Annotated in this window: 18 protein-coding genes; 5 read left to right on the plus strand and 13 right to left on the minus strand. The window is 62.5% G+C overall.

The genetic code is table 11. The features are described 5' to 3' along the window. Window positions 1-119: 119 nt before the first annotated feature. Together glnL and glnA are read right to left on the minus strand one after the other, a co-directional pair. Window positions 120-1,193, minus strand: a complete 1,074-nt coding sequence (gene glnL, locus GWL_RS11950; protein WP_008330334.1) for a nitrogen regulation protein NR(II) — start codon at window positions 1,191-1,193, stop codon at window positions 120-122. A 164-nt stretch (window positions 1,194-1,357) separates the two neighbouring features. Continuing rightward, entirely contained in the window at window positions 1,358-2,773 is a 1,416-nt protein-coding gene (gene glnA / locus GWL_RS11955; RefSeq protein ID WP_034331334.1) for a type I glutamate--ammonia ligase, read from the minus strand. Between the two features lie 428 nt (window positions 2,774-3,201). On the opposite strand from glnA, the gene GWL_RS11960 reads away from it, so the two are divergent. After that, window positions 3,202-3,663 carry a rhodanese-like domain-containing protein gene (locus GWL_RS11960; RefSeq protein WP_008330337.1) on the plus strand — a complete coding sequence of 154 codons (462 nt, stop codon included), beginning with the start codon at window positions 3,202-3,204 and terminating at the stop codon, window positions 3,661-3,663. A gap of 24 nt (window positions 3,664-3,687) precedes the next feature. Here the strand turns inward: GWL_RS11960 and GWL_RS11965 are convergent, their stop codons facing one another. Both GWL_RS11965 and GWL_RS11970 read right to left on the minus strand, forming a co-directional pair. After that, window positions 3,688-4,416: a response regulator gene (locus GWL_RS11965; RefSeq protein ID WP_008330338.1), complete on the minus strand. Its 729-nt coding sequence runs from the start codon at window positions 4,414-4,416 to the stop codon at window positions 3,688-3,690. Next, on the minus strand, window positions 4,417-5,142 hold the full coding sequence (locus tag GWL_RS11970; RefSeq protein WP_034350482.1) for a response regulator transcription factor: 726 nt from the start codon (window positions 5,140-5,142) through the stop codon (window positions 4,417-4,419). A gap of 380 nt (window positions 5,143-5,522) precedes the next feature. Between GWL_RS11970 and GWL_RS11975 the strand changes: the two genes are divergently transcribed. Both GWL_RS11975 and GWL_RS11980 read left to right on the plus strand, forming a co-directional pair. Then, on the plus strand, window positions 5,523-7,064 hold the full coding sequence (locus GWL_RS11975; RefSeq protein ID WP_008330345.1) for a DUF1800 domain-containing protein: 1,542 nt from the start codon (window positions 5,523-5,525) through the stop codon (window positions 7,062-7,064). A 15-nt stretch (window positions 7,065-7,079) separates the two neighbouring features. Then, window positions 7,080-8,399, plus strand: coding sequence for a DUF1501 domain-containing protein (locus tag GWL_RS11980; protein WP_008330347.1), 1,320 nt, complete (start codon window positions 7,080-7,082; stop codon window positions 8,397-8,399). Between the two features lie 81 nt (window positions 8,400-8,480). On the opposite strand, the gene iscX is transcribed toward GWL_RS11980, so the two are convergent. From iscX to iscR, 9 genes are all read right to left on the minus strand, one after another. Next, window positions 8,481-8,675, minus strand: coding sequence for a Fe-S cluster assembly protein IscX (gene iscX, locus GWL_RS11985; RefSeq protein WP_008330349.1), 195 nt, complete (start codon window positions 8,673-8,675; stop codon window positions 8,481-8,483). A gap of 33 nt (window positions 8,676-8,708) precedes the next feature. Further along, the gene (fdx, locus tag GWL_RS11990; protein ID WP_008330354.1) at window positions 8,709-9,047 is read right to left on the minus strand and encodes an ISC system 2Fe-2S type ferredoxin; all 339 of its coding nucleotides are present in this window, start codon (window positions 9,045-9,047) and stop codon (window positions 8,709-8,711) included. Window positions 9,048-9,111: 64 nt separating this feature from the next. Further along, the gene (gene hscA / locus GWL_RS11995) at window positions 9,112-10,977 is read right to left on the minus strand and encodes a Fe-S protein assembly chaperone HscA (RefSeq protein WP_008330355.1); all 1,866 of its coding nucleotides are present in this window, start codon (window positions 10,975-10,977) and stop codon (window positions 9,112-9,114) included. 45 nt (window positions 10,978-11,022) lie between these two features. After that, a complete protein-coding gene (locus GWL_RS12000) occupies window positions 11,023-11,649 on the minus strand; it encodes a LysE family translocator (protein ID WP_008330356.1) in 627 nt (208 codons plus the stop codon). Between the two features lie 13 nt (window positions 11,650-11,662). Further along, window positions 11,663-12,178 (minus strand): Fe-S protein assembly co-chaperone HscB, encoded by a 516-nt coding sequence (gene hscB, locus GWL_RS12005; RefSeq protein ID WP_008330357.1) that lies wholly within the window; start codon window positions 12,176-12,178, stop codon window positions 11,663-11,665. Window positions 12,179-12,355: 177 nt separating this feature from the next. Next, window positions 12,356-12,679 (minus strand): iron-sulfur cluster assembly protein IscA, encoded by a 324-nt coding sequence (gene iscA, locus GWL_RS12010; RefSeq protein WP_006712826.1) that lies wholly within the window; start codon window positions 12,677-12,679, stop codon window positions 12,356-12,358. Window positions 12,680-12,734: 55 nt separating this feature from the next. After that, window positions 12,735-13,133, minus strand: a complete 399-nt coding sequence (gene iscU / locus GWL_RS12015; protein WP_008330359.1) for a Fe-S cluster assembly scaffold IscU — start codon at window positions 13,131-13,133, stop codon at window positions 12,735-12,737. Window positions 13,134-13,214: 81 nt separating this feature from the next. After that, a complete protein-coding gene (locus tag GWL_RS12020; protein WP_008330360.1) occupies window positions 13,215-14,468 on the minus strand; it encodes an IscS subfamily cysteine desulfurase in 1,254 nt (417 codons plus the stop codon). 17 nt (window positions 14,469-14,485) lie between these two features. Next, on the minus strand, window positions 14,486-14,980 hold the full coding sequence (gene iscR, locus GWL_RS12025; protein ID WP_008330361.1) for a Fe-S cluster assembly transcriptional regulator IscR: 495 nt from the start codon (window positions 14,978-14,980) through the stop codon (window positions 14,486-14,488). Between the two features lie 338 nt (window positions 14,981-15,318). On the opposite strand from iscR, the gene GWL_RS12030 reads away from it, so the two are divergent. Beyond that, entirely contained in the window at window positions 15,319-16,086 is a 768-nt protein-coding gene (locus GWL_RS12030) for a FadR/GntR family transcriptional regulator (protein WP_008330362.1), read from the plus strand. Between the two features lie 303 nt (window positions 16,087-16,389). After that, a complete protein-coding gene (kdgD, locus tag GWL_RS12035; protein ID WP_008330363.1) occupies window positions 16,390-17,310 on the plus strand; it encodes a 5-dehydro-4-deoxyglucarate dehydratase in 921 nt (306 codons plus the stop codon). The last annotated feature ends 106 nt before the right edge of the window (window positions 17,311-17,416 follow it).

A 17,416-nucleotide genomic window follows, 5' to 3' on the forward strand; every position in this document is an offset into this window, starting at 1 on the left:
TTGGTCATGCTGTTAATGCTCCCGCGATCCACGGCGCTTCTGGCACCCTGTCCGCAGCCCCCTTGGTGGACGGGAAGCCCTGCGTCCACTCGGCTTTGGCGCGCCGCCTGCGGCCATGCTCACGGCAGCGGTATAAGTATTCTGAAATCGGTACAACCGGGCCGGCTGTCGCATTCGATCACACCCATGTGCTGATGCACGAAGGTCTGCGCCAGAGTCAGCCCCAGTCCGCTGCCACCCTCCCGACCCGATACCAGGGGATAGAAGATTCTTTCCTGGATGTCGGGGGGAATGCCCGGACCGTTATCGATGATATGCAAGTCTAGTGCCAGCCGGTATCGGACCTTGGATAGCGTCACCTGACGCGAGACACGGGTGCGCAGGATCAGCTCGCCATCACCGGCACGGATACGGTCGGCCAGCGCTTGTGCGGCGTTGTGGACGATGTTGAGCACGGCCTGGATCAACTGCTCCTTGTCTCCCCGGAACTCGGGAATGGAGAGGTCATAGTCGCGCTTGATGGTGAGCCCCTGCGGGAACTCGGCCATCACCAGGCTGCGCACGCGCTCGCAGACTTCGTGGATGTTGACGTCGCCGACGATGTGCGGATGGCGGTGCGGGGCCAGCAGGCGATCCACCAGGGTCTGCAGGCGGTCGGCTTCCTTGATGATGACCTGGGTGTATTCGCGCAATTCCTTCAAGTGTCGCTCGGGCAGTTCCAGTTCCAGCAGTTGCGCCGCGCCACGGATGCCGCCCAGCGGATTCTTGATCTCGTGAGCCAGGTTGCGGATGAGTTCCTTGTTGGCCTGGCTCTGGTCGAACATGCGTTCTTCGCGATCGAGCTTGAGTTGCTGCACGTTCTCGCGCAGCTCCAGCAGCACCGGCCAGTCGCTGCTGTCCAGCGGCGTGACGATGGTATGGACCTGCAGCGGCTCGCGGTTGGCGCGTTCCAGCACCAGGTCCAGGCGCTTGTCGGCGAACTGGTGTTCGATGGCCTGGTAGAACAGCGCGGTGAGCTCCTTGCCATTGAGGAAGAGCTCCGACAGCTTCTGTTGAGAGAGCACCTTGAAGGAGCTCTCCAGCAGGTTCTCGGCGGCGGCATTGGCGTAGACGATGCCGCCGTTGGCATCGAGGATGATCACGGCCGAGGCCAGCAGGTCAAGGCCATCGAGGGAAGGAAGCGGTGTCTTCATGGGAGCATTCGTGGTGCCTGGGGTCATGTCTTCTGGCGCGCTCTGGCGCAGTCCTTGATCCGTCCTGACTAGCAATTTCCGGGCGCACTACCCGGCATGGAGGGCATGCCGGGCATAAAAAAAGGGGAAGCAAGCTTCCCCTTTTTCTCCGGATGCGGATTCGATTACAGCGAGTAGTACATGTCGAATTCGATCGGGTGCGTGGTCATGCGGAAGCGTTGGACTTCCTGCATCTTCAGCTCGATGTAGGCATCGATCATGCTGTCGGTGAAGACGCCACCACGGGTCAGGAACTCGCGGTCCTTGTCCAGGTGTTCCAGAGCTTCGTCCAGCGAGGCGCAGACGGTCGGGATCAGCTTGTCTTCTTCCGGCGGCAGGTGGTACAGGTCCTTGGTAGCAGCTTCGCCCGGGTGGATCTTGTTCTGCACGCCATCCAGACCGGCCATCAGCAGGGCCGAGAAGCACAGGTACGGGTTGGCCAGGGGATCCGGGAAACGGGTCTCGATGCGGCGGCCCTTCGGGTTGGCCACGTGCGGGATACGGATCGAAGCGGAACGGTTGCGGGCCGAGTAGGCCAGCTTGACCGGTGCTTCAAAGCCGGGGACCAGACGCTTGTACGAGTTGGTGCCAGGGTTGGTGATGGCGTTCAGCGCCTTGGCGTGCTTGATGATGCCGCCGATGTAGTACAGCGCGAACTCGGACAGGCCGGCATAGCCGTCGCCAGCGAACAGGTTCTTGCCATCCTTCCAGACGGACTGGTGCACGTGCATGCCGGAGCCGTTGTCGCCAACCAGGGGCTTGGGCATGAAGGTCGCGGTCTTGCCGTAGGTGTGGGCGACGTTCCAGATCACGTACTTCAGGGTCTGGGTCCAGTCAGCGCGCTCGACCAGGGTCGAGAACTTGGTGCCCAGTTCGTTCTGGCCAGCGCCAGCCACTTCGTGGTGGTGCACTTCGACGGGGATGCCCAGGGATTCCAGGATCAGGGACATTTCCGAACGCATGTCCTGGAAGCTGTCGACCGGGGGAACCGGGAAGTAGCCGCCCTTGACGGTCGGACGGTGGCCGGAGTTGCCGCCTTCGATCTTGGCGCCGGTGCTCCAGGAAGCTTCTTCGGAGTCGATCTTGACGAAGGAACCGGACATGTCGGCACCCCAACGCACGCCGTCGAAGATGAAGAATTCGGGTTCCGGACCGAAGTAGGCGGTGTCGCCCAGGCCGGAGGACTTCAGGTAGGCTTCAGCGCGCTTGGCGATGGAGCGCGGATCGCGGTCGTAACCCTTGCCGTCGGACGGCTCGATCACGTCACACTGCATGAAGAGGGTGGTCTCTTCCATGAACGGGTCGATGTTGGCGGTGTTCGGGTCCGGGATCAGCAGCATGTCGGAGGCTTCGATACCCTTCCAGCCGGCGATCGACGAACCGTCGAAGGCGTGACCGGATTCGAACTTGTCGATGTCGAAATGCGAAACAGGCACGGAAACGTGCTGCTCCTTGCCACGGGTGTCAGCGAAACGGAAGTCGACAAACTTGACTTCGTTGTCCTTCACCATCTTCAAAACCTCTGCGGCCGTCCTTGCCATGCGAATCTCCTAAAACGAGGAAGTAGTATAAATTGGGGTGTTGAGCCGTTTTTTTGCGACTGGATCTTTGCATTTGATACAACGGTCTTGCGCCGAACTCAGTCGCGGATGATAGCAGATTCCATGCCACCAACCTTTCAGGTGCGCCAATAATGGAATATTTTAGGGAGGGCGCGGCCATCCGGGCAGCAAGCGCGGTGCAGCACTACGGATAGACTGCATTCTTTTAGTGCATATCGATCAAAATGCACCATAAAAATGCAATCATTTGACGAAAGCAGCAAATTGCACCAACGATGTGCGTGCGCCGTGTTGGGGCAGACTGCTTGCCGATGAGAAAGCATGCACCGGCCTGGGAAAATTGCCTAACTGTTTATATTGTTTAAAATCATTTGTCCGCTGTTCCTTCTTCTTCAGAGACTTTTCCCATGAGCAACGCATCCATTCTCAGTACTGCCGCCCACCGTGCCGCCGACGGCCATCTGCCCTACGCCGGTGCCGTGACACCGCAGGAAGCCCTGGCCCTGCTGCAATCCGATCCCGCCATCAAGCTGGTCGACGTACGCACCCGCGCCGAGCGCGACTGGGTGGGCGTGGTCCAGATCCCGCCGGCGCAGCACCTGGCGGTGCAGTGGAATCTCTACCCCGAAGGCAAGCCCAATCCACAATTCCTGGAGCAACTGCAGGAAGTCGCCCGGCCGGACGAGGTATTGCTGTTCCTGTGCCGCTCGGGCGTGCGTTCCAGGCATGCGGCCAAGCTGGCCACGGAAACGGGTTACACGCGTTGCTACGACATTCTCGAGGGTTTCGAAGGCAACAAGGACGCCAACGGCCATCGCAAGACCATCGAAGGCTGGTGCCACGCCGGCCTGCCCTGGGTCGGGGCCTGAGACTGCACCACCTGCGCAGGCCCTTCAGGTCTGCAGGCTGCGCGCCTGCAGGGCGCTGCCCAGCGACTGCAACAGCAGGCTGATGGCTTGCTGGCCGTCGGCGTCGGCGCGCAGCGCTTCTTCCACGCAATCCAGCAAGGCCACCAGCTCCAGCCGCCCCATGGTCAGGGCCGCGCCCTTCATGCGGTGCGCAAGCTGCGCCATGCGCGCCCGATCCCCCTGCAGGCTGGCCTGCTCCAGCGCGGCCAGATCATGCCGGGTGGTCTGCAGGAACAGCCGGTCCAGGTCCTGGCCGTATTCCTGCTCGGGCGTGGCAACCTCGCCTTCGTCTTCGGTGTCGTGATCGCACCAGAGCGCCAGCAGCCGACGAATGGCCTGGGTCTGCAGGGGCTTGGCCAGCATGCCGTCCATGCCGCTGTCCAGACAGCGCTGCACGTGCTGGGCATCGGCCTCGGCGGAAATGCCGATCAGGGGCGTATAGGGACGCTGGCGCTGCTCCTGTTCCAGGCGCCGGACCTGGCGCGCCACTTCCTGTCCGGGGATGTCGGGCAGGAAGCAGTCCAGCAGGACCAGTCCATAGGGCCGCGCCCGGATGGCCGCCAGGGCACTGCTGCCATCGGCCACGCAATCGACCTGGCAGCCCAGCCGCTGCAGGCGATTCTGCATGGCGTAGCGGATGGTGACCGAATCATCAACCAGCAGCACGCCCGGTTCATTCTGCCTGGTCACTGCGCTTTCCCTCTGATGCGGCATTTACAGCTCCTTGATCTGATATTCGATCTTGAACAATTCGTTGTCACTGCGCACGCCCAGCTTGCGGAAGGCCGACTGCTTCTGTCCGCTGATGGTCTTGACGCTGCGTGCGAATTTTTCGGCGATTTCGGTCACCGACATGCCATCCAGGCAGCAGCGCAGGACTTCACGTTCGCGCGGCGACAGGCTGGGCATGTCCGACAGGGTGTCTGGCGAGGTTTCGGTGCTGCGCGTACGCCGTCGCGGCGGGCGCACCTCGGGCTGGCTGCGGGTGGCCGCCTCGGCGGCCTGCATGATGGCCAGCTCGCGTGTCATGGCGCTGTTCAGATATTCACGTCCACGACTGATGGTACGAATGGCCAGGATCAGCTCGGCCAGTTCCTGCGATTTGCTCACGAAGCCGCGCGCGCCGGCCTTCATCGCCATGGCTACCGTCGCCGGGCTGCTGTGGGCCGAGGTCACCAGGATCTTGGCGCGGGGGAAACGCACACGCAAGGCGCGAATCAGGTTCAGACCGTCGATGTCATTGCTGCCCAGCGAATAATCGATGAGCAGCAAATCAGCCGGTGAGGCCCGCAAGGCCGCCATCAGCTCCCGGCTGGAGGCGAAGGCGCCGACCACCGTGAAGTCGGGCTCCTCGGCCAGGCGCTTGGCCAGGCCGTAACGAACCACGGCGTGGTCGTCCAGCAGCGCAATGCGCATCCCCGATGCCAAGGTCCATGTCATGCCCTCTCCCCCTCGAATTCTGATCATGTGAAGCTGCTGCGCTGCAGCGTCAGCTCCCCCTGGAAACCGACCCGCCGACAAAGCCGTTATTGTGGTGGAGCGGCGCCCGCCGGCGCATAAGAATCGTCTGAAAAACAGTGAGAAATCGCAGGTTTTTTATACTTTACCGCGCTTGCGGGAAGCTGACGAAGGCGTCAGCTTTGTAACACCGTGTATGAAGAGGAATGTTGGCTGCGCTACCGTGGCGTACGATGGCCATCGCTGCACTTCACGGCAGGCGCCAAGCCACGCATTACACTTTATTACAGCCCGCCTGCAGGCCCTTGACCATACTGGACCGCAGTTCGTCTCCACTTTTTCCGATCTCCCGAGGCTCGTCGATGCCAGCGCCCTTCCAGCGTTTCCCTCTTTACCGTGCGACCTGGCTGGTGCTGGCGCTGGCGGCCTGCACCCTGGGGCAGGCCCGGGCTGCCGCGCCGGTCGCGGGTACGCTCCCGCTCTCGCAACCGGAGCGCGCCCTGCACGTGCTCAACCGCCTGGGCTATGGTCCGCGTCCGGGCGATCTGGAGCAGGTGGAACGCATGGGCGTCAAGCGCTACATCGACCTGCAGCTGCATCCCGAGCGCATCCCCTTGCCCGAAGATCTGCAGGCGCGTCTGGCCGCCTTGCCGGCCCTGCAGATGACGGCGACGCAGTTGTTTGACGATTATGGTCCGCCCTCCTTCGACCGCAGCGCCAGCAAGGAGGAGCGACAGGCGGCGCGTCAACGGGCAGCACGCGAGCTGACCCCGCAGTGGCACATGGCGCGGCTGCTACAAGCCACCGAGAGTCCGCGCCAGCTGGAAGAAGTGATGACCGAATTCTGGGTCAATCACTTCAACGTCTTCGAAGGCAAGGAGTGGGTACGTTACTGGGTCGGCGACTATGAAAAGAACGCCATCCGCCCCTATGCCCTGGGCAAGTTCCGCGACCTGCTGGGCGCGGTGGCGCATCATCCGGCCATGCTCTACTACCTCGACAACTGGCTCTCCAGCGGGGTCGGCACGCCCGGTGCGCGCGGGCGTTTCAAGGGACTCAACGAGAACTACGCACGTGAACTGATGGAGCTGCATACCCTGGGCGTGGATGGCGGCTATGTGCAGGCCGATGTGATCACCCTGGCGCGCATCCTCTCGGGCTGGACCATCGACGTGGGGGCCATGAAGGCCGGCGCCTCGCCCTTCCGCTTTGCGGCGCAACGGCATGACCCCGGCCCCAAGACCTTCCTCGGCAAACCCCTGCTGGCCAGCGGCTATCAGGAGGGCGAAGCGGCGCTGGATATGCTGGCCAGTCATCCGTCGACGGCGCGCTTCATCTCGACGCAACTGGTGCAATACTTCGTCGCCGACCAGCCCGATCCGGCGCTGGTGAACAAGCTCTCGCAAACATTCCTGGCCACCCATGGCGATATCCGGGCCGTGTTGCAGGCTCTGTTCGACAGTCCGCAATTCTGGGCGCGCAGCAACTACCAGACGCAGTTCAAGACACCGTATCAGTTCGTGGTCTCGGCCCTGCGTGCGGGCGCCATCCCGGTACGCAACGTCAAGCCGGTCAACGGCGAGTTGGGACAATCCGGCATGCCGCTCTATGGCTGGCTCACGCCGGAAGGCTACAAGTATTCGCAGGCGGCCTGGCTCAACCCGGGGGCACTGCTGCGGCGGATCAATTTTGCCGGCCATCTGGCCAGCGGCAAGTCACCGATTGCCCGCGTCGAAGGTGCGCCCGCGCCCGCCAATGCCGAGGCTGCGCCACTGGACCCGCAATCCTTGCTGCGGGTGCTGGGCCCGGCCATCACGCCCGCCACCACCGCCCAGATCGAGGCCGCGCCCGAGAATCAGCGCGCCGCCCTGATCCTGGGCAGTCCCGATTTCATGAAACGCTAAGCGCTTGAGGCCCGTATGAATCGCCGCCATTTTCTTCGTTACCTGGGTGCTGCCGGCAGCGGCGCCATCCTGGTACCGGTCGGCCTGTCCGGCTGCGCCGTCGTCCCCACCGGCGACCAGAGCATCAGCCGAAGCAGTCACGGCTCCGGCAGGGTGGCCTATGGTTCCCCTGCCCCGCGCCCGCATGCGCAGGGTGACGGTGCGCCGCGCATGGTGGTGGTGTTCCTGCGCGGGGCGGTCGATGGGCTCAACGTCGTGGTGCCGCATGGTGATCCGCTGTATTACCAGGCGCGTCCGAGCATTGCAGTGGCCCGTCCCGGCCAGGCCAATGGTGCGCTGGACCTGACCGGCTACTTCGGCCTGCATCCGGCCCTGCAGCCCTTGATGGCGTATTGGGAAAGCGGCCAGCTGGCCTTCGTGCATGCTTCGGGTTCGCCGGATGGCTCGCGTTCGCACTTCGAGGCCCAGGATTATATGGAAACCGGCACCCCCGGCCAGCACACTACGCGCGACGGCTGGCTCAACCGGATGATGGATTACCTGCCACCGGCGCAGTCGCCGCTGCAGGCCATCAACGTCGGCAGCGCCACGCCACGCATCCTCAGCGGCCATCACGTCGCAGCCAATCTGCAGACCGGACGCGAGGCCACGCGTCCGAGCATGATCGACCAGCCGCGCTGGAGCCGGGTCTTCGATCCGCTGTATGGTGGCAATGATGCGCTGGACAAGGCTTATCGCGATGGCATGGCCGCGCGCAAGCAGCTCATGGCCGAGATCAACAGCCAGGAGCAGCAGATGGCCAACAATGGCGCGCCGCTACCCAATGGACTGTCCATGGATACGGCACGTCTGGGGCGGCTGATGCGGCATGACCCGCGTATCCGCCTGGCCTTCCTCGCCGTAGGTGGCTGGGATACGCACATCGGTCAGGGCAATGGCACAGGGCAACTGGCCGGACGACTCTCGCCGCTGGCCACCGGCCTGGCCGCGCTGGCGCGCGAACTGGGGCCGGCCTTCAATGACACGGTGATCGTGGTGATGTCCGAATTCGGTCGCACCTTCCGGGAGAATGGCAATGGCGGTACCGATCATGGTCACGGCAATGCGATGTGGCTGATGGGGGGCAATCTGCGCGGCGGCAAGATCTACGGTCAATGGCCGGGGCTGACGCAGACAGCCTTGAACGAAGGGCGCGATCTGGCGGTCACGACGGACTTCCGCGCGGTCTTGTGCTCACTGTCGGAGCGGCATATGCGCATTTCGGATCAGGCATTGGAGAAAATTTTTCCCCAATATGCTGCGGGTTCCAAAGGTGTGCCTGCGCTCTTTGTCTAAGACAGCGCAGCGAATTCCAGACGTAAAAAAAAACCGCATCGATGGATACGGTTTTTTCATTGGAGTATCAGCAGGCGAAGCTCACTCCGACTCAGCAATCCACGCCGCCTGAATCGCCTCCAGAATGCGCTCTCCAGACCGATTGGGATCATCCTCGAACCCCTCCAGCTCCATCACCCAGCGATGCAGGTCGGTAAAGCGGATGGTCTTGGGATCGACATCGGGAAACTTGTCGTAAAGTTCCTCAGCAATCTGCTGGGTATCAGTCCATTTCATGTCAGTCTCCCTTGCACGGCGATGAAACCGCGCTCAGTGGTTTTCGGAAGCGTGGTTGATGGTGTACTTGGGAATTTCAACGGTCAGATCCTCTTCGCCCAGCACTACCTGGCAGGACAGGCGGGACGTGGCTTCCAGGCCCCAGGCCATGTCCAGCAGATCTTCTTCCTTGTCGGTCGGTTCTCCGAGGGTCTCGAAGCCTTCGCGGATGACGACGTGGCAGGTGGTACAGGCGCAGGATTTTTCGCAGGCGTGTTCGATGTCAATGTCGCTGTCCAGCAGCGCATCGCACAGGGTCTTGCCGGCGGGGGCGTCGATCACCGAGCCTTCGGGGCAAAGGACCGGATGGGGGAGGATGACGATCTGGGGCATGGTGGCTCTCGTGTCTTGTCTATCGTGGACTATCGTGTCTACAGTGTGCGGGGGAAGAAATCGCTTACGCGACTTCATCCAGTTTCTTGCCGGTCAAGGCGGCGTGGACGCTGCGGTCCATGCGCCGTGCGGCGAATTCTTCAGTACCGTGTGCCAGCGCATCGACCGCCGCCTTGATGGCGAGGTGATCACTGCCTTGCGCGGCGGCGCTCACGGCCTCGATCTGTGCTTCGATGGCCACGCGCTCCTCTTCCGACAGCAACGCGGCATCGGCCTGCAGCGCCGAACGGGTAGCCAGGACGATGCGTTCGGCTTCGACCTGCTCTTCACGCAGGGCGCGGCGCTGCATGTCTTCATCTGCCGAGCTGAAGGACTCCTGCAGCATGCGGGCGATCTCGTCATCGCCCAGGCCGTACGAGGGCTTCACGGTGATGGAAGCTTCCACGCCCGAGGTCATCTCGCGCGCCGACACGGCCAGCAAGCCATCGGCATCGACCTGGTAAGTCACGCGGATACGCGCCGCACCGGCCGCCATGGGCGGAATGCCGCGCAGTTCGAAGCGCGCCAGCGAGCGGCAATCGGCCACCAGCTCGCGCTCGCCCTGCACCACGTGGATCGCCATGGCAGTCTGGCCATCCTTGAAGGTAGTGAATTCCTGGGCACGTGCGCAGGGGATGGTGGAGTTGCGCGGGATGACCTTCTCGGCCAGCCCGCCCATGGTTTCGATGCCCAGCGACAGCGGAATCACGTCCAGCAACAGCCAGTCGTCCCCCGGTGCGCGGTTGCCGGCCAGCAGGTTGGCCTGCACGGCCGCGCCCAGTGCCACCACCTTGTCGGGGTCGATGTTGGACAGCGGATTGGTCTTGAAGAACTCGCCCACCGCACGGCGGATGTGCGGCATGCGGGTGGCACCACCGACCAGTACCACGCCGTCGACATCTTCCACGGTCAGGCTGGCGTCGCGCAGTGCCTTGCGCACCGGGGCCATGGTCTTGGCCACCAGATGCTGGGTGATCTCGTTGAATTGCGCAGCGGTGATGGACAGGTGCACTTCCTCACCGGACTTCAGGACCGCATCGATCTGTACTTCTTCCTTGCTGGAGAGCAGCTCCTTGACTTCGCGCGCCTTGACCATCAAGAGGCGCGTGTCTTCATCAGACAGTGGCTGCAGCTGGGCTTCGTGGCTGATCCAGCAGAACAGGCGATGATCGAAATCGTCACCACCGAGCGCCGAATCGCCGCCCGTGGACAGGACTTCGAACACGCCTCGGGTGAGCTTGAGGATGGAAATATCGAAGGTGCCGCCGCCCAGGTCATAGACCGCGAAGATGCCTTCGGAGGCATTGTCCAGACCATAGGCAATGGCGGCGGCCGTCGGTTCGTTGAGCAGACGCAGCACGTTCAGACCGGCCAGTTGCGCCGCATCCTTGGTGGCCTGGCGCTGGGCATCGTCGAAGTAGGCGGGCACGGTGATGACGGCGCCCACCAGATCGTCGCCCAGGGCATCCTCGGCGGTCTGGCGCAGCGTGGCCAGGATCTGGGCCGAGACTTCCACCGGGCTCTTCACGCCGGCCACGGTCTTGATCTGTACCATGCCGGGCTGGTCCTGGAAGTCGTAGGGCATGTTCTCGGCGTGGGCGATGTCCTTCAGGCCACGGCCCATGAAACGCTTGACCGACACGATGGTATTGCGCGGATCGATGGTTTGCGCAGCCTGGGCCTTGTAGCCGATGTGGGCATGGCCATTGGGCAGGTAGCGCACGATCGAGGGCAGCAACACGCGGCCATCGTCATCGGCCAGGACTTCGGGAATGCTGTTGCGCACGGTCGCCACCAGCGAATTGGTGGTACCCAGGTCGATGCCGACGGCCAGACGACGCTGGTGTGGCGCGGTGGACATGCCCGGTTCGGAAATCTGCAGTAAAGCCATAGGATGTGGACTCGTCGTGGAGCGTTGTAGCGATGTGACTCGCTGTTATTCGGGTAAGGCCATCCGGATGCCCAGGCCGATGAAGGCACAGCCTGCCAGGCGATTCAGATGGACGGAAGCGCGAGCGCGACGGCGGAACACGGCGCCGACCGCGCCGGAAAACAAGGCGATGGCGCTGAAGATGACGAAGGCCTGCGCAATGAAGACCAGCGCCAGGACCAGCATCTGCAAGGCTTCATGCCCGGCTTCGCGCTGTACGAATTGCGGCAGGAAGGCGATGAAGAACAGTGTCACCTTGGGATTGAGCATGTTGGCCAGCACGCTTTGCCAGTAGATGCGACGCAGCGGCACGGCGGCAGCGCCCTGCCCGTCGGCGGACAGTGCAATGCCGGCCGAGGCCGAGCGCAGCGTGCGCACGCCAAGATAGGCCAGGTAGGCCGCACCCGCATATTGCAGGGCGTGATAGGCCGGCGGATACGCCTTGATGAGCGCAGCAAAGCCCAGCACGGCCAGCAGCGTATGAAAGATCAGTCCGGAACAGAAACCGGCTGCAGCCACCAAGCCGGCCTTGCGCCCTTGGGCGATGCCGCGCGTGAGTACGTAGAGATTGTCCGGACCGGGGGCCAGGGTCAGCGTCATCGCCGCCAGCAGGAACAGGAACAGATCAGGCATGGAGCATCTCCGGTCAGCCTTCGATCAGGGCGAAGGCATCGCCGATCTCGGCACCAAACTTGTCGAGGAACATCAGCTGGCGCACCAGCTTGCCGGCAGCGGCGTAGTCACCGGCATCGAGCAAGGCTTCGATGCGGGCGATCTCGGCCTTCTTCTCTGCCAGCAGTGCGGTATTGAGTTCTTCGAGGGCATCGATGTCCTTGCCGGCCTTGGCGTCATCGAGCGTCTCGCGCCATTCCATCTGCTGCATCAGGAAGGCCGGCGCCATGGCAGTATTGGATTCGGTCTGCAGATCCACGCCGTGCAGCTCGCACAGATAGCGGGCACGCTTCAAGGGATTCTTCAGCGTCTGGTAGGCCTCGTTGGCGCGGGTGGCCCACTGCATGGCCACGCGCTTCTCGGCATCGCTGGCGTGGGCGAACTTGTCCGGATGCGCCTGGCTCTGCACGCGATGGAAAGCCTGCTCCAGCGCCTTCAGGTCGATGGCGAAACGTTGCGGCAGCTGGAACAGGTCAAAATGGTTTTGCATGTCTGAAAAATAAAAAGCCTGTCGAACTGCAACAGGCTTGGCACATCAGGGACGGCATACGGTGACAGGGTCAAGCCCGGGCGGGAGCAATCACACGGCTGTCACGGTATCGGCTAAGCACTGACCACGCACCGCAAAGCCGGTGCGACGGCATCGACAAGGATCCGACTCTGCAGATCAGATGCGGAAGCTTTCGCCGCAGCCGCACTCGTCCTTGACGTTGGGGTTCTGGAACTTGAAGCCTTCGTTCAATCCTTCGCGGGCGAAGTCCAGCTCGGTGCCGTCGATGTAGGGCAGGCTCTTGGGATCGACAAAGACGCGCACGCCATGCGACTCGAAGACGGTGTCTTCGGAGGATTGTTCATCCACATACTCCAGCTTGTAAGCCAGGCCGGAGCAGCCGGTGGTGCGCACACCCAGGCGCAGGCCGATGCCCTTGCCCCGGCGCTCCATGTAGCGGCTGATGTGTTTTGCTGCCTTCTCTGTCAACGTGATTGCCATGATGCTTGCCTTACGAAATCGAAAACCGCGAGTACCGCTGTCGGAAAAAGGCCGCTCAGGCAGCCTTCTGTTCCGCGCCGTGCTTGGCCTTGTAGTCCTGCACGGCAGCCTTGATGGCGTCTTCGGCCAGGATGGAGCAGTGGATCTTGACCGGCGGCAGCGCCAGTTCTTCAGCGATCTGGGTGTTCTTGATGGACAGCGCTTCGTCCAGGGTCTTGCCCTTGACCCATTCGGTCACCAGCGAGGACGATGCGATGGCCGAACCGCAGCCATAGGTCTTGAACTTGGCATCCTGGATGACGCCATCGGCGCCGACCTTGATCTGCAGCTTCATCACGTCGCCGCAGGCCGGTGCACCCACCATGCCGGTGCCCACGGTCTCGTCGCCCTTTTCGAAGGCGCCGACGTTGCGGGGGTTTTCATAGTGGTCGAGTACTTTTTCGGAATAAGACATGTTCTTTGCTCCCTAGATGATGGTTTCGGCCATCGCCCCTGCCCTGCTGCGGCTGCTGGCGATGGCTGGCAGAATCCTGGTTTAGTGGGCCGCCCACTGGATGGTGGACAGGTCCACGCCGTCCTTGTACATGTCCCACAGCGGGGACAGCTCGCGCAGCTTGCCGACCTTGCTCTTGATCAGCTCGATGGTGAAATCGATGTCTTCCTCGGTGGTGAAGCGGCCGATGGTGAAGCGAATCGAGCTGTGCGCCAGTTCATCGCTGCGACCCAGGGCGCGCAGCACGTAGGACGGCTCCAGACTGGCCGAGGTGCAGGCCGAACCGGAGGAGACGGCGATGTCCTTGATGGCCATGATCAGCGATTCACCTTCCACGTAGTTGAAGCTCACGTTCAGGTTGTGCGGCACGCGATGATCCATGTCGCCGTTGATGTAGGTCTCTTCGATCTCTTGCAGGCCCTTGGCCAGGCGGTCGCGCAAAGCACGGATGTGCGCCAGTTCAGTGTCCATCTCTTCACGCGCCAGGCGGAAAGCTTCACCCATGCCGACGATCTGGTGCGTGGCCAGGGTGCCCGAACGCAGGCCGCGCTCGTGACCGCCGCCGTGCATCTGCGCTTCGATGCGCACGCGCGGCTTGCGGCGCACATACAAGGCACCGATACCCTTCGGACCGTAGCTCTTGTGAGCCGAGAAGCTCATCAGGTCGACCTTCCAGTTCTCCAGATCGATCTTGACCTTGCCGGTGGCTTGCGCCGCATCGCTGTGGAAGATGATGCCCTTGGAACGGCAGAACTCGCCGATTTCCGGCACCGGCTGGATCACGCCGATTTCATTGTTCACCAGCATGACCGAGACCAGGATGGTATCCGGACGCACGGCGGCAGCGATCTGCTCGACGGTGACCAGGCCATTGTCCTGCGGCTGCAGGTAGGTGGCCTCGAAGCCCACGCGCTCCAGCTCGCGGAAGGTGTCCAGCACCGCCTTGTGCTCGGTCTTGACGGTGATGATGTGCTTGCCCTTGGACTTGTAGAACTGCGCCGCACCCTTGATGGCCAGGTTGTTGCTCTCGGTGGCGCCGGAAGTCCAGATGATCTCGCGCGAATCCGCGTTGACCAGTTTGGCGACTTCTTCACGCGCTTCTTCCACGGCCTTTTCAGCGGTCCAGCCATACATGTGGCTGCGCGAAGCGGGATTGCCGAACTGCTCGCGCAGGTAGGGAATCATCTTGTCGGCCACGCGCGGATCGACCGGAGTGGTCGCCGAGTAGTCCATGTAGATCGGGAAGTGCGGAGCCTTGATGGTCTCCAGCAGGCTTTTTTCCAGGGGTGCGTTCATAAGGTCCTTGCTCCAAATCAGGCTGCGGCTTGCGGGCGGTGCATCACCACCACGCTCTGCGAGTCGGCGGCACGGTGTTCCGCCGGCTTGGGTTCTTTTTGCTGGTCGACCAGATCCTGGAGCGATACCGAATCCAGGTATTCGACCATCTTTTCGTTCAGGGTGGACCAGAGTTCATGTGTCATGCAGCGTGCGCCGCCGGGATGCGCGGCGCTGTGGCAGTTTTCCTTGCCACCGCACTGGGTTGCATCCAGCGGTTCGTCCACGGCGATGATGATGTCGGCAACCGACACGTCGGCCGCCTTGCGGGCGAGATTGTAACCACCGCCGGGACCCCTCACGGACTCGACGATCTGGTGACGCCGCAATTTGCCGAACAACTGCTCCAGATATGATAAAGAAATTTCCTGGCGCTCGCTGATGGCCGACAGCGTGACAGGACCCTTGCCCTGGCGCAGGGCCAGGTCAATCATCGCAGTCACGGCAAAACGGCCTTTGGTGGTAAGACGCATGAAGTTCGCTCCAGAAACAAATGCACCGGCGGGGCCGGTTACCCTGAATTCCCGAATATTTGAGTCAAGTATAGCAAACCCGAGTAATTCTGTCAGGTACCCTTCCTTTTCCTTCATATCGCCGAAAAGCTGGCCTGGCGCAAAGCGCATGAAAATTCCGCCGAAACTTGTCTGACCTCTTGCGTAAAGTGCGTTACCCTGAGGGCTACGGCTGGTCCTGGCGTCGTCGCTGCTTATCGATCTGGTAAGATGGCGCGACAATGTTCACCTCGCCTGATGCGGACCGACCACAAGCATTGACAAGCCGGTCCGCCAGCGCTCCCGAGAAATAAAACGATATGGATGTTAGCGACACCCCCAATCCGCTGCTGCGCCCTCGCCGCAAACCCCAGAGCCTGTCACAGGAAGTCGTGGCGGCGCTGTCGGCGATGATCAGCAGCGGCAGTCTCAAGCCCGGCGACAAGCTGCCCACCGAATCGGAGATCATGCAGACCCAGGGGGTCTCGCGTACCGTCGTGCGCGAAGCCATCTCGCGGCTACAAGCCGCCGGGCAGGTGGAGACGCGCCACGGCATCGGCACCTTCGTACTGGAGGCCAAGAAGGGCTCCAACATCAACATCGACCCGGCCACCATCACCACCATGCGTGACCTGCTGGCACTGCTGGAGCTGCGCATCAGCCTGGAAACCGAAACTGCGGGCCTGGCCGCCTCCCGCCGCAGCGATGCCCAGTTGCAGGAGATCCGCGAGGCGCTGGACCTGTTCCACGCCAACCAGAAAAGCGGTGGCGATACCGTGGGACCGGACTTTCGCTTCCACTTCGCCATCGCCAATGCCACCGGCAATCGTTACTTCATCGAGATCATCAGCCATCTGGGCATGGGGGTGATCCCGCGCAAGCGCATCAATACCGCCGAGCTGGCCCATGACCAGCAGGCCAGCTACCTGGAGCGGGTCCAGCGCGAGCATGAAGACATCTTCGAGGCCATCGCCCGAAGCGACGCCGAAGCGGCGCGCGCGGCCATGCGCAATCACCTCACCAACAGCCGCGAGCGCCTGCGCCGCGCGCAGCAGGAAGCCGAATCGGGCAGCACCGGCAGCGCCTGACCCACCGGGCAAGGGCCGATCCGGGCATCTCCGGTCGGCCCGCTCCTTACCGCAGTCCCGTCCATCCTCCAGCCATCGTCCGGCAATACCGCCGACAGCGCCCGGCCTCGTCCTCTTCCGCGTCGGCAGCACCTGCCCTCTCTCTTACTGCACCAGCGCAAAAGCTCAGAAGAAATTGCTGGCTTTCTGAAATCTTATGTTGTACGATGACTGATATCCCAATCGGATACAAGAAGATCAGAGACAACAATCAACACACTTGCCTCGTTTTCCAACCCATTCCTAACGGCGTCGAGCGAAACCATGTCCCAGTACACACCCCAAGACCTCAAACAGATCCTCTCTTCCGGCCTGCTGTCGTTCCCGCTGACGGACTTCGACGAGCAAGGCGATTTCCGCCCCAAGACCTACATCGAGCGCCTGGAGTGGCTGGCGCCGTATGGCGCGAGCGCGCTGTTCGCCGCTGGCGGCACGGGTGAGTTCTTCTCGCTGGTTCCGGGTGAATATTCGGACATCATCCGCACCGCCGTCGACACCTGTCGCGGCAAGGTGCCCATCATTGCCGGTGCCGGCGGTTCCACCCGCGCCGCCATCGCCTATGCCCAGGAAGCCGAACGCCTGGGCGCGCACGGCATCCTCTTGATGCCGCACTACCTGACCGAAGCCAGCCAGGACGGTATCGCCGCCCACGTGGAAGCGGTCTGCAAGTCGGTCAACTTCGGCGTCATCATCTACAACCGCGCGGTCTGCAAGCTCAACGCCGAGACCCTGCAACGCCTGGCCGACCGCTGCCCCAACCTGATCGGTTTCAAGGATGGCATCGGCGAGATCGAACCGATGGTGCATATCCGTCGCAAGCTGGGTGACCGTTTCACCTACCTGGGCGGCCTGCCGACCGCTGAAGTCTATGCGGCCGCCTACAAGGCACTGGGCGTGCCGGTGTATTCCTCGGCCGTGTTCAACTTCATCCCCAAGACCGCCGTCGAGTTCTACGAAGCCATTGCCAAGGAAGACCACGACACCGTCGGCAAGCTCATCGACGACTTCTTCCTGCCCTACCTGGCCATCCGCAACCGCAAGGCGGGTTATGCGGTGTCCATCGTCAAGGCCGGTGCCAAGATCGTCGGCCACGACGCCGGTCCGGTCCGCACGCCCCTGACCGATTGCACCCCGGAAGAGCACGAAGAACTGGCCGCCCTGATCAAGAAGCTGGGTCCGCAATAAGACTCACCTGATCCGGCCGGCAGCAACAAGGGAGGGGGCCGCAGGAAACTGCGGCCCCCTCCCCTTTTTACGTGAGATGAAGGAAAGTACAGGCCCCTGCCGAAAA

Source organism: Herbaspirillum sp. GW103 (assembly GCF_000261365.1).
Classification (GTDB): domain Bacteria; phylum Pseudomonadota; class Gammaproteobacteria; order Burkholderiales; family Burkholderiaceae_D; genus Herbaspirillum.

Bases quoted from the DNA above. Each gene is read 5' to 3' on its own strand.
- GWL_RS11960 (WP_008330337.1), top strand. From the start codon at position 3,202: ATGAGCAACGCATCCATTCTCAGTACTGCCGCCCACCGTGCCGCCGAC.
- iscX (WP_008330349.1), bottom strand. From the start codon at position 8,675: ATGAAATGGACTGATACCCAGCAGATTGCTGAGGAACTTTACGACAAG.
- fdx (WP_008330354.1), bottom strand. From the start codon at position 9,047: ATGCCCCAGATCGTCATCCTCCCCCATCCGGTCCTTTGCCCCGAAGGC.
- GWL_RS11965 (WP_008330338.1), bottom strand. From the start codon at position 4,416: ATGCCGCATCAGAGGGAAAGCGCAGTGACCAGGCAGAATGAACCGGGC.
- GWL_RS12030 (WP_008330362.1), top strand. From the start codon at position 15,319: ATGGATGTTAGCGACACCCCCAATCCGCTGCTGCGCCCTCGCCGCAAA.
- GWL_RS11970 (WP_034350482.1), bottom strand. From the start codon at position 5,142: ATGACATGGACCTTGGCATCGGGGATGCGCATTGCGCTGCTGGACGAC.
- iscU (WP_008330359.1), bottom strand. From the start codon at position 13,133: ATGTCTTATTCCGAAAAAGTACTCGACCACTATGAAAACCCCCGCAAC.
- hscB (WP_008330357.1), bottom strand. From the start codon at position 12,178: ATGCAAAACCATTTTGACCTGTTCCAGCTGCCGCAACGTTTCGCCATC.
- glnA (WP_034331334.1), bottom strand. From the start codon at position 2,773: ATGGCAAGGACGGCCGCAGAGGTTTTGAAGATGGTGAAGGACAACGAA.
- kdgD (WP_008330363.1), top strand. From the start codon at position 16,390: ATGTCCCAGTACACACCCCAAGACCTCAAACAGATCCTCTCTTCCGGC.
- GWL_RS11975 (WP_008330345.1), top strand. From the start codon at position 5,523: ATGCCAGCGCCCTTCCAGCGTTTCCCTCTTTACCGTGCGACCTGGCTG.
- hscA (WP_008330355.1), bottom strand. From the start codon at position 10,977: ATGGCTTTACTGCAGATTTCCGAACCGGGCATGTCCACCGCGCCACAC.
- glnL (WP_008330334.1), bottom strand. From the start codon at position 1,193: ATGAAGACACCGCTTCCTTCCCTCGATGGCCTTGACCTGCTGGCCTCG.
- GWL_RS12000 (WP_008330356.1), bottom strand. From the start codon at position 11,649: ATGCCTGATCTGTTCCTGTTCCTGCTGGCGGCGATGACGCTGACCCTG.
- GWL_RS11980 (WP_008330347.1), top strand. From the start codon at position 7,080: ATGAATCGCCGCCATTTTCTTCGTTACCTGGGTGCTGCCGGCAGCGGC.
- iscR (WP_008330361.1), bottom strand. From the start codon at position 14,980: ATGCGTCTTACCACCAAAGGCCGTTTTGCCGTGACTGCGATGATTGAC.
- GWL_RS12020 (WP_008330360.1), bottom strand. From the start codon at position 14,468: ATGAACGCACCCCTGGAAAAAAGCCTGCTGGAGACCATCAAGGCTCCG.
- iscA (WP_006712826.1), bottom strand. From the start codon at position 12,679: ATGGCAATCACGTTGACAGAGAAGGCAGCAAAACACATCAGCCGCTAC.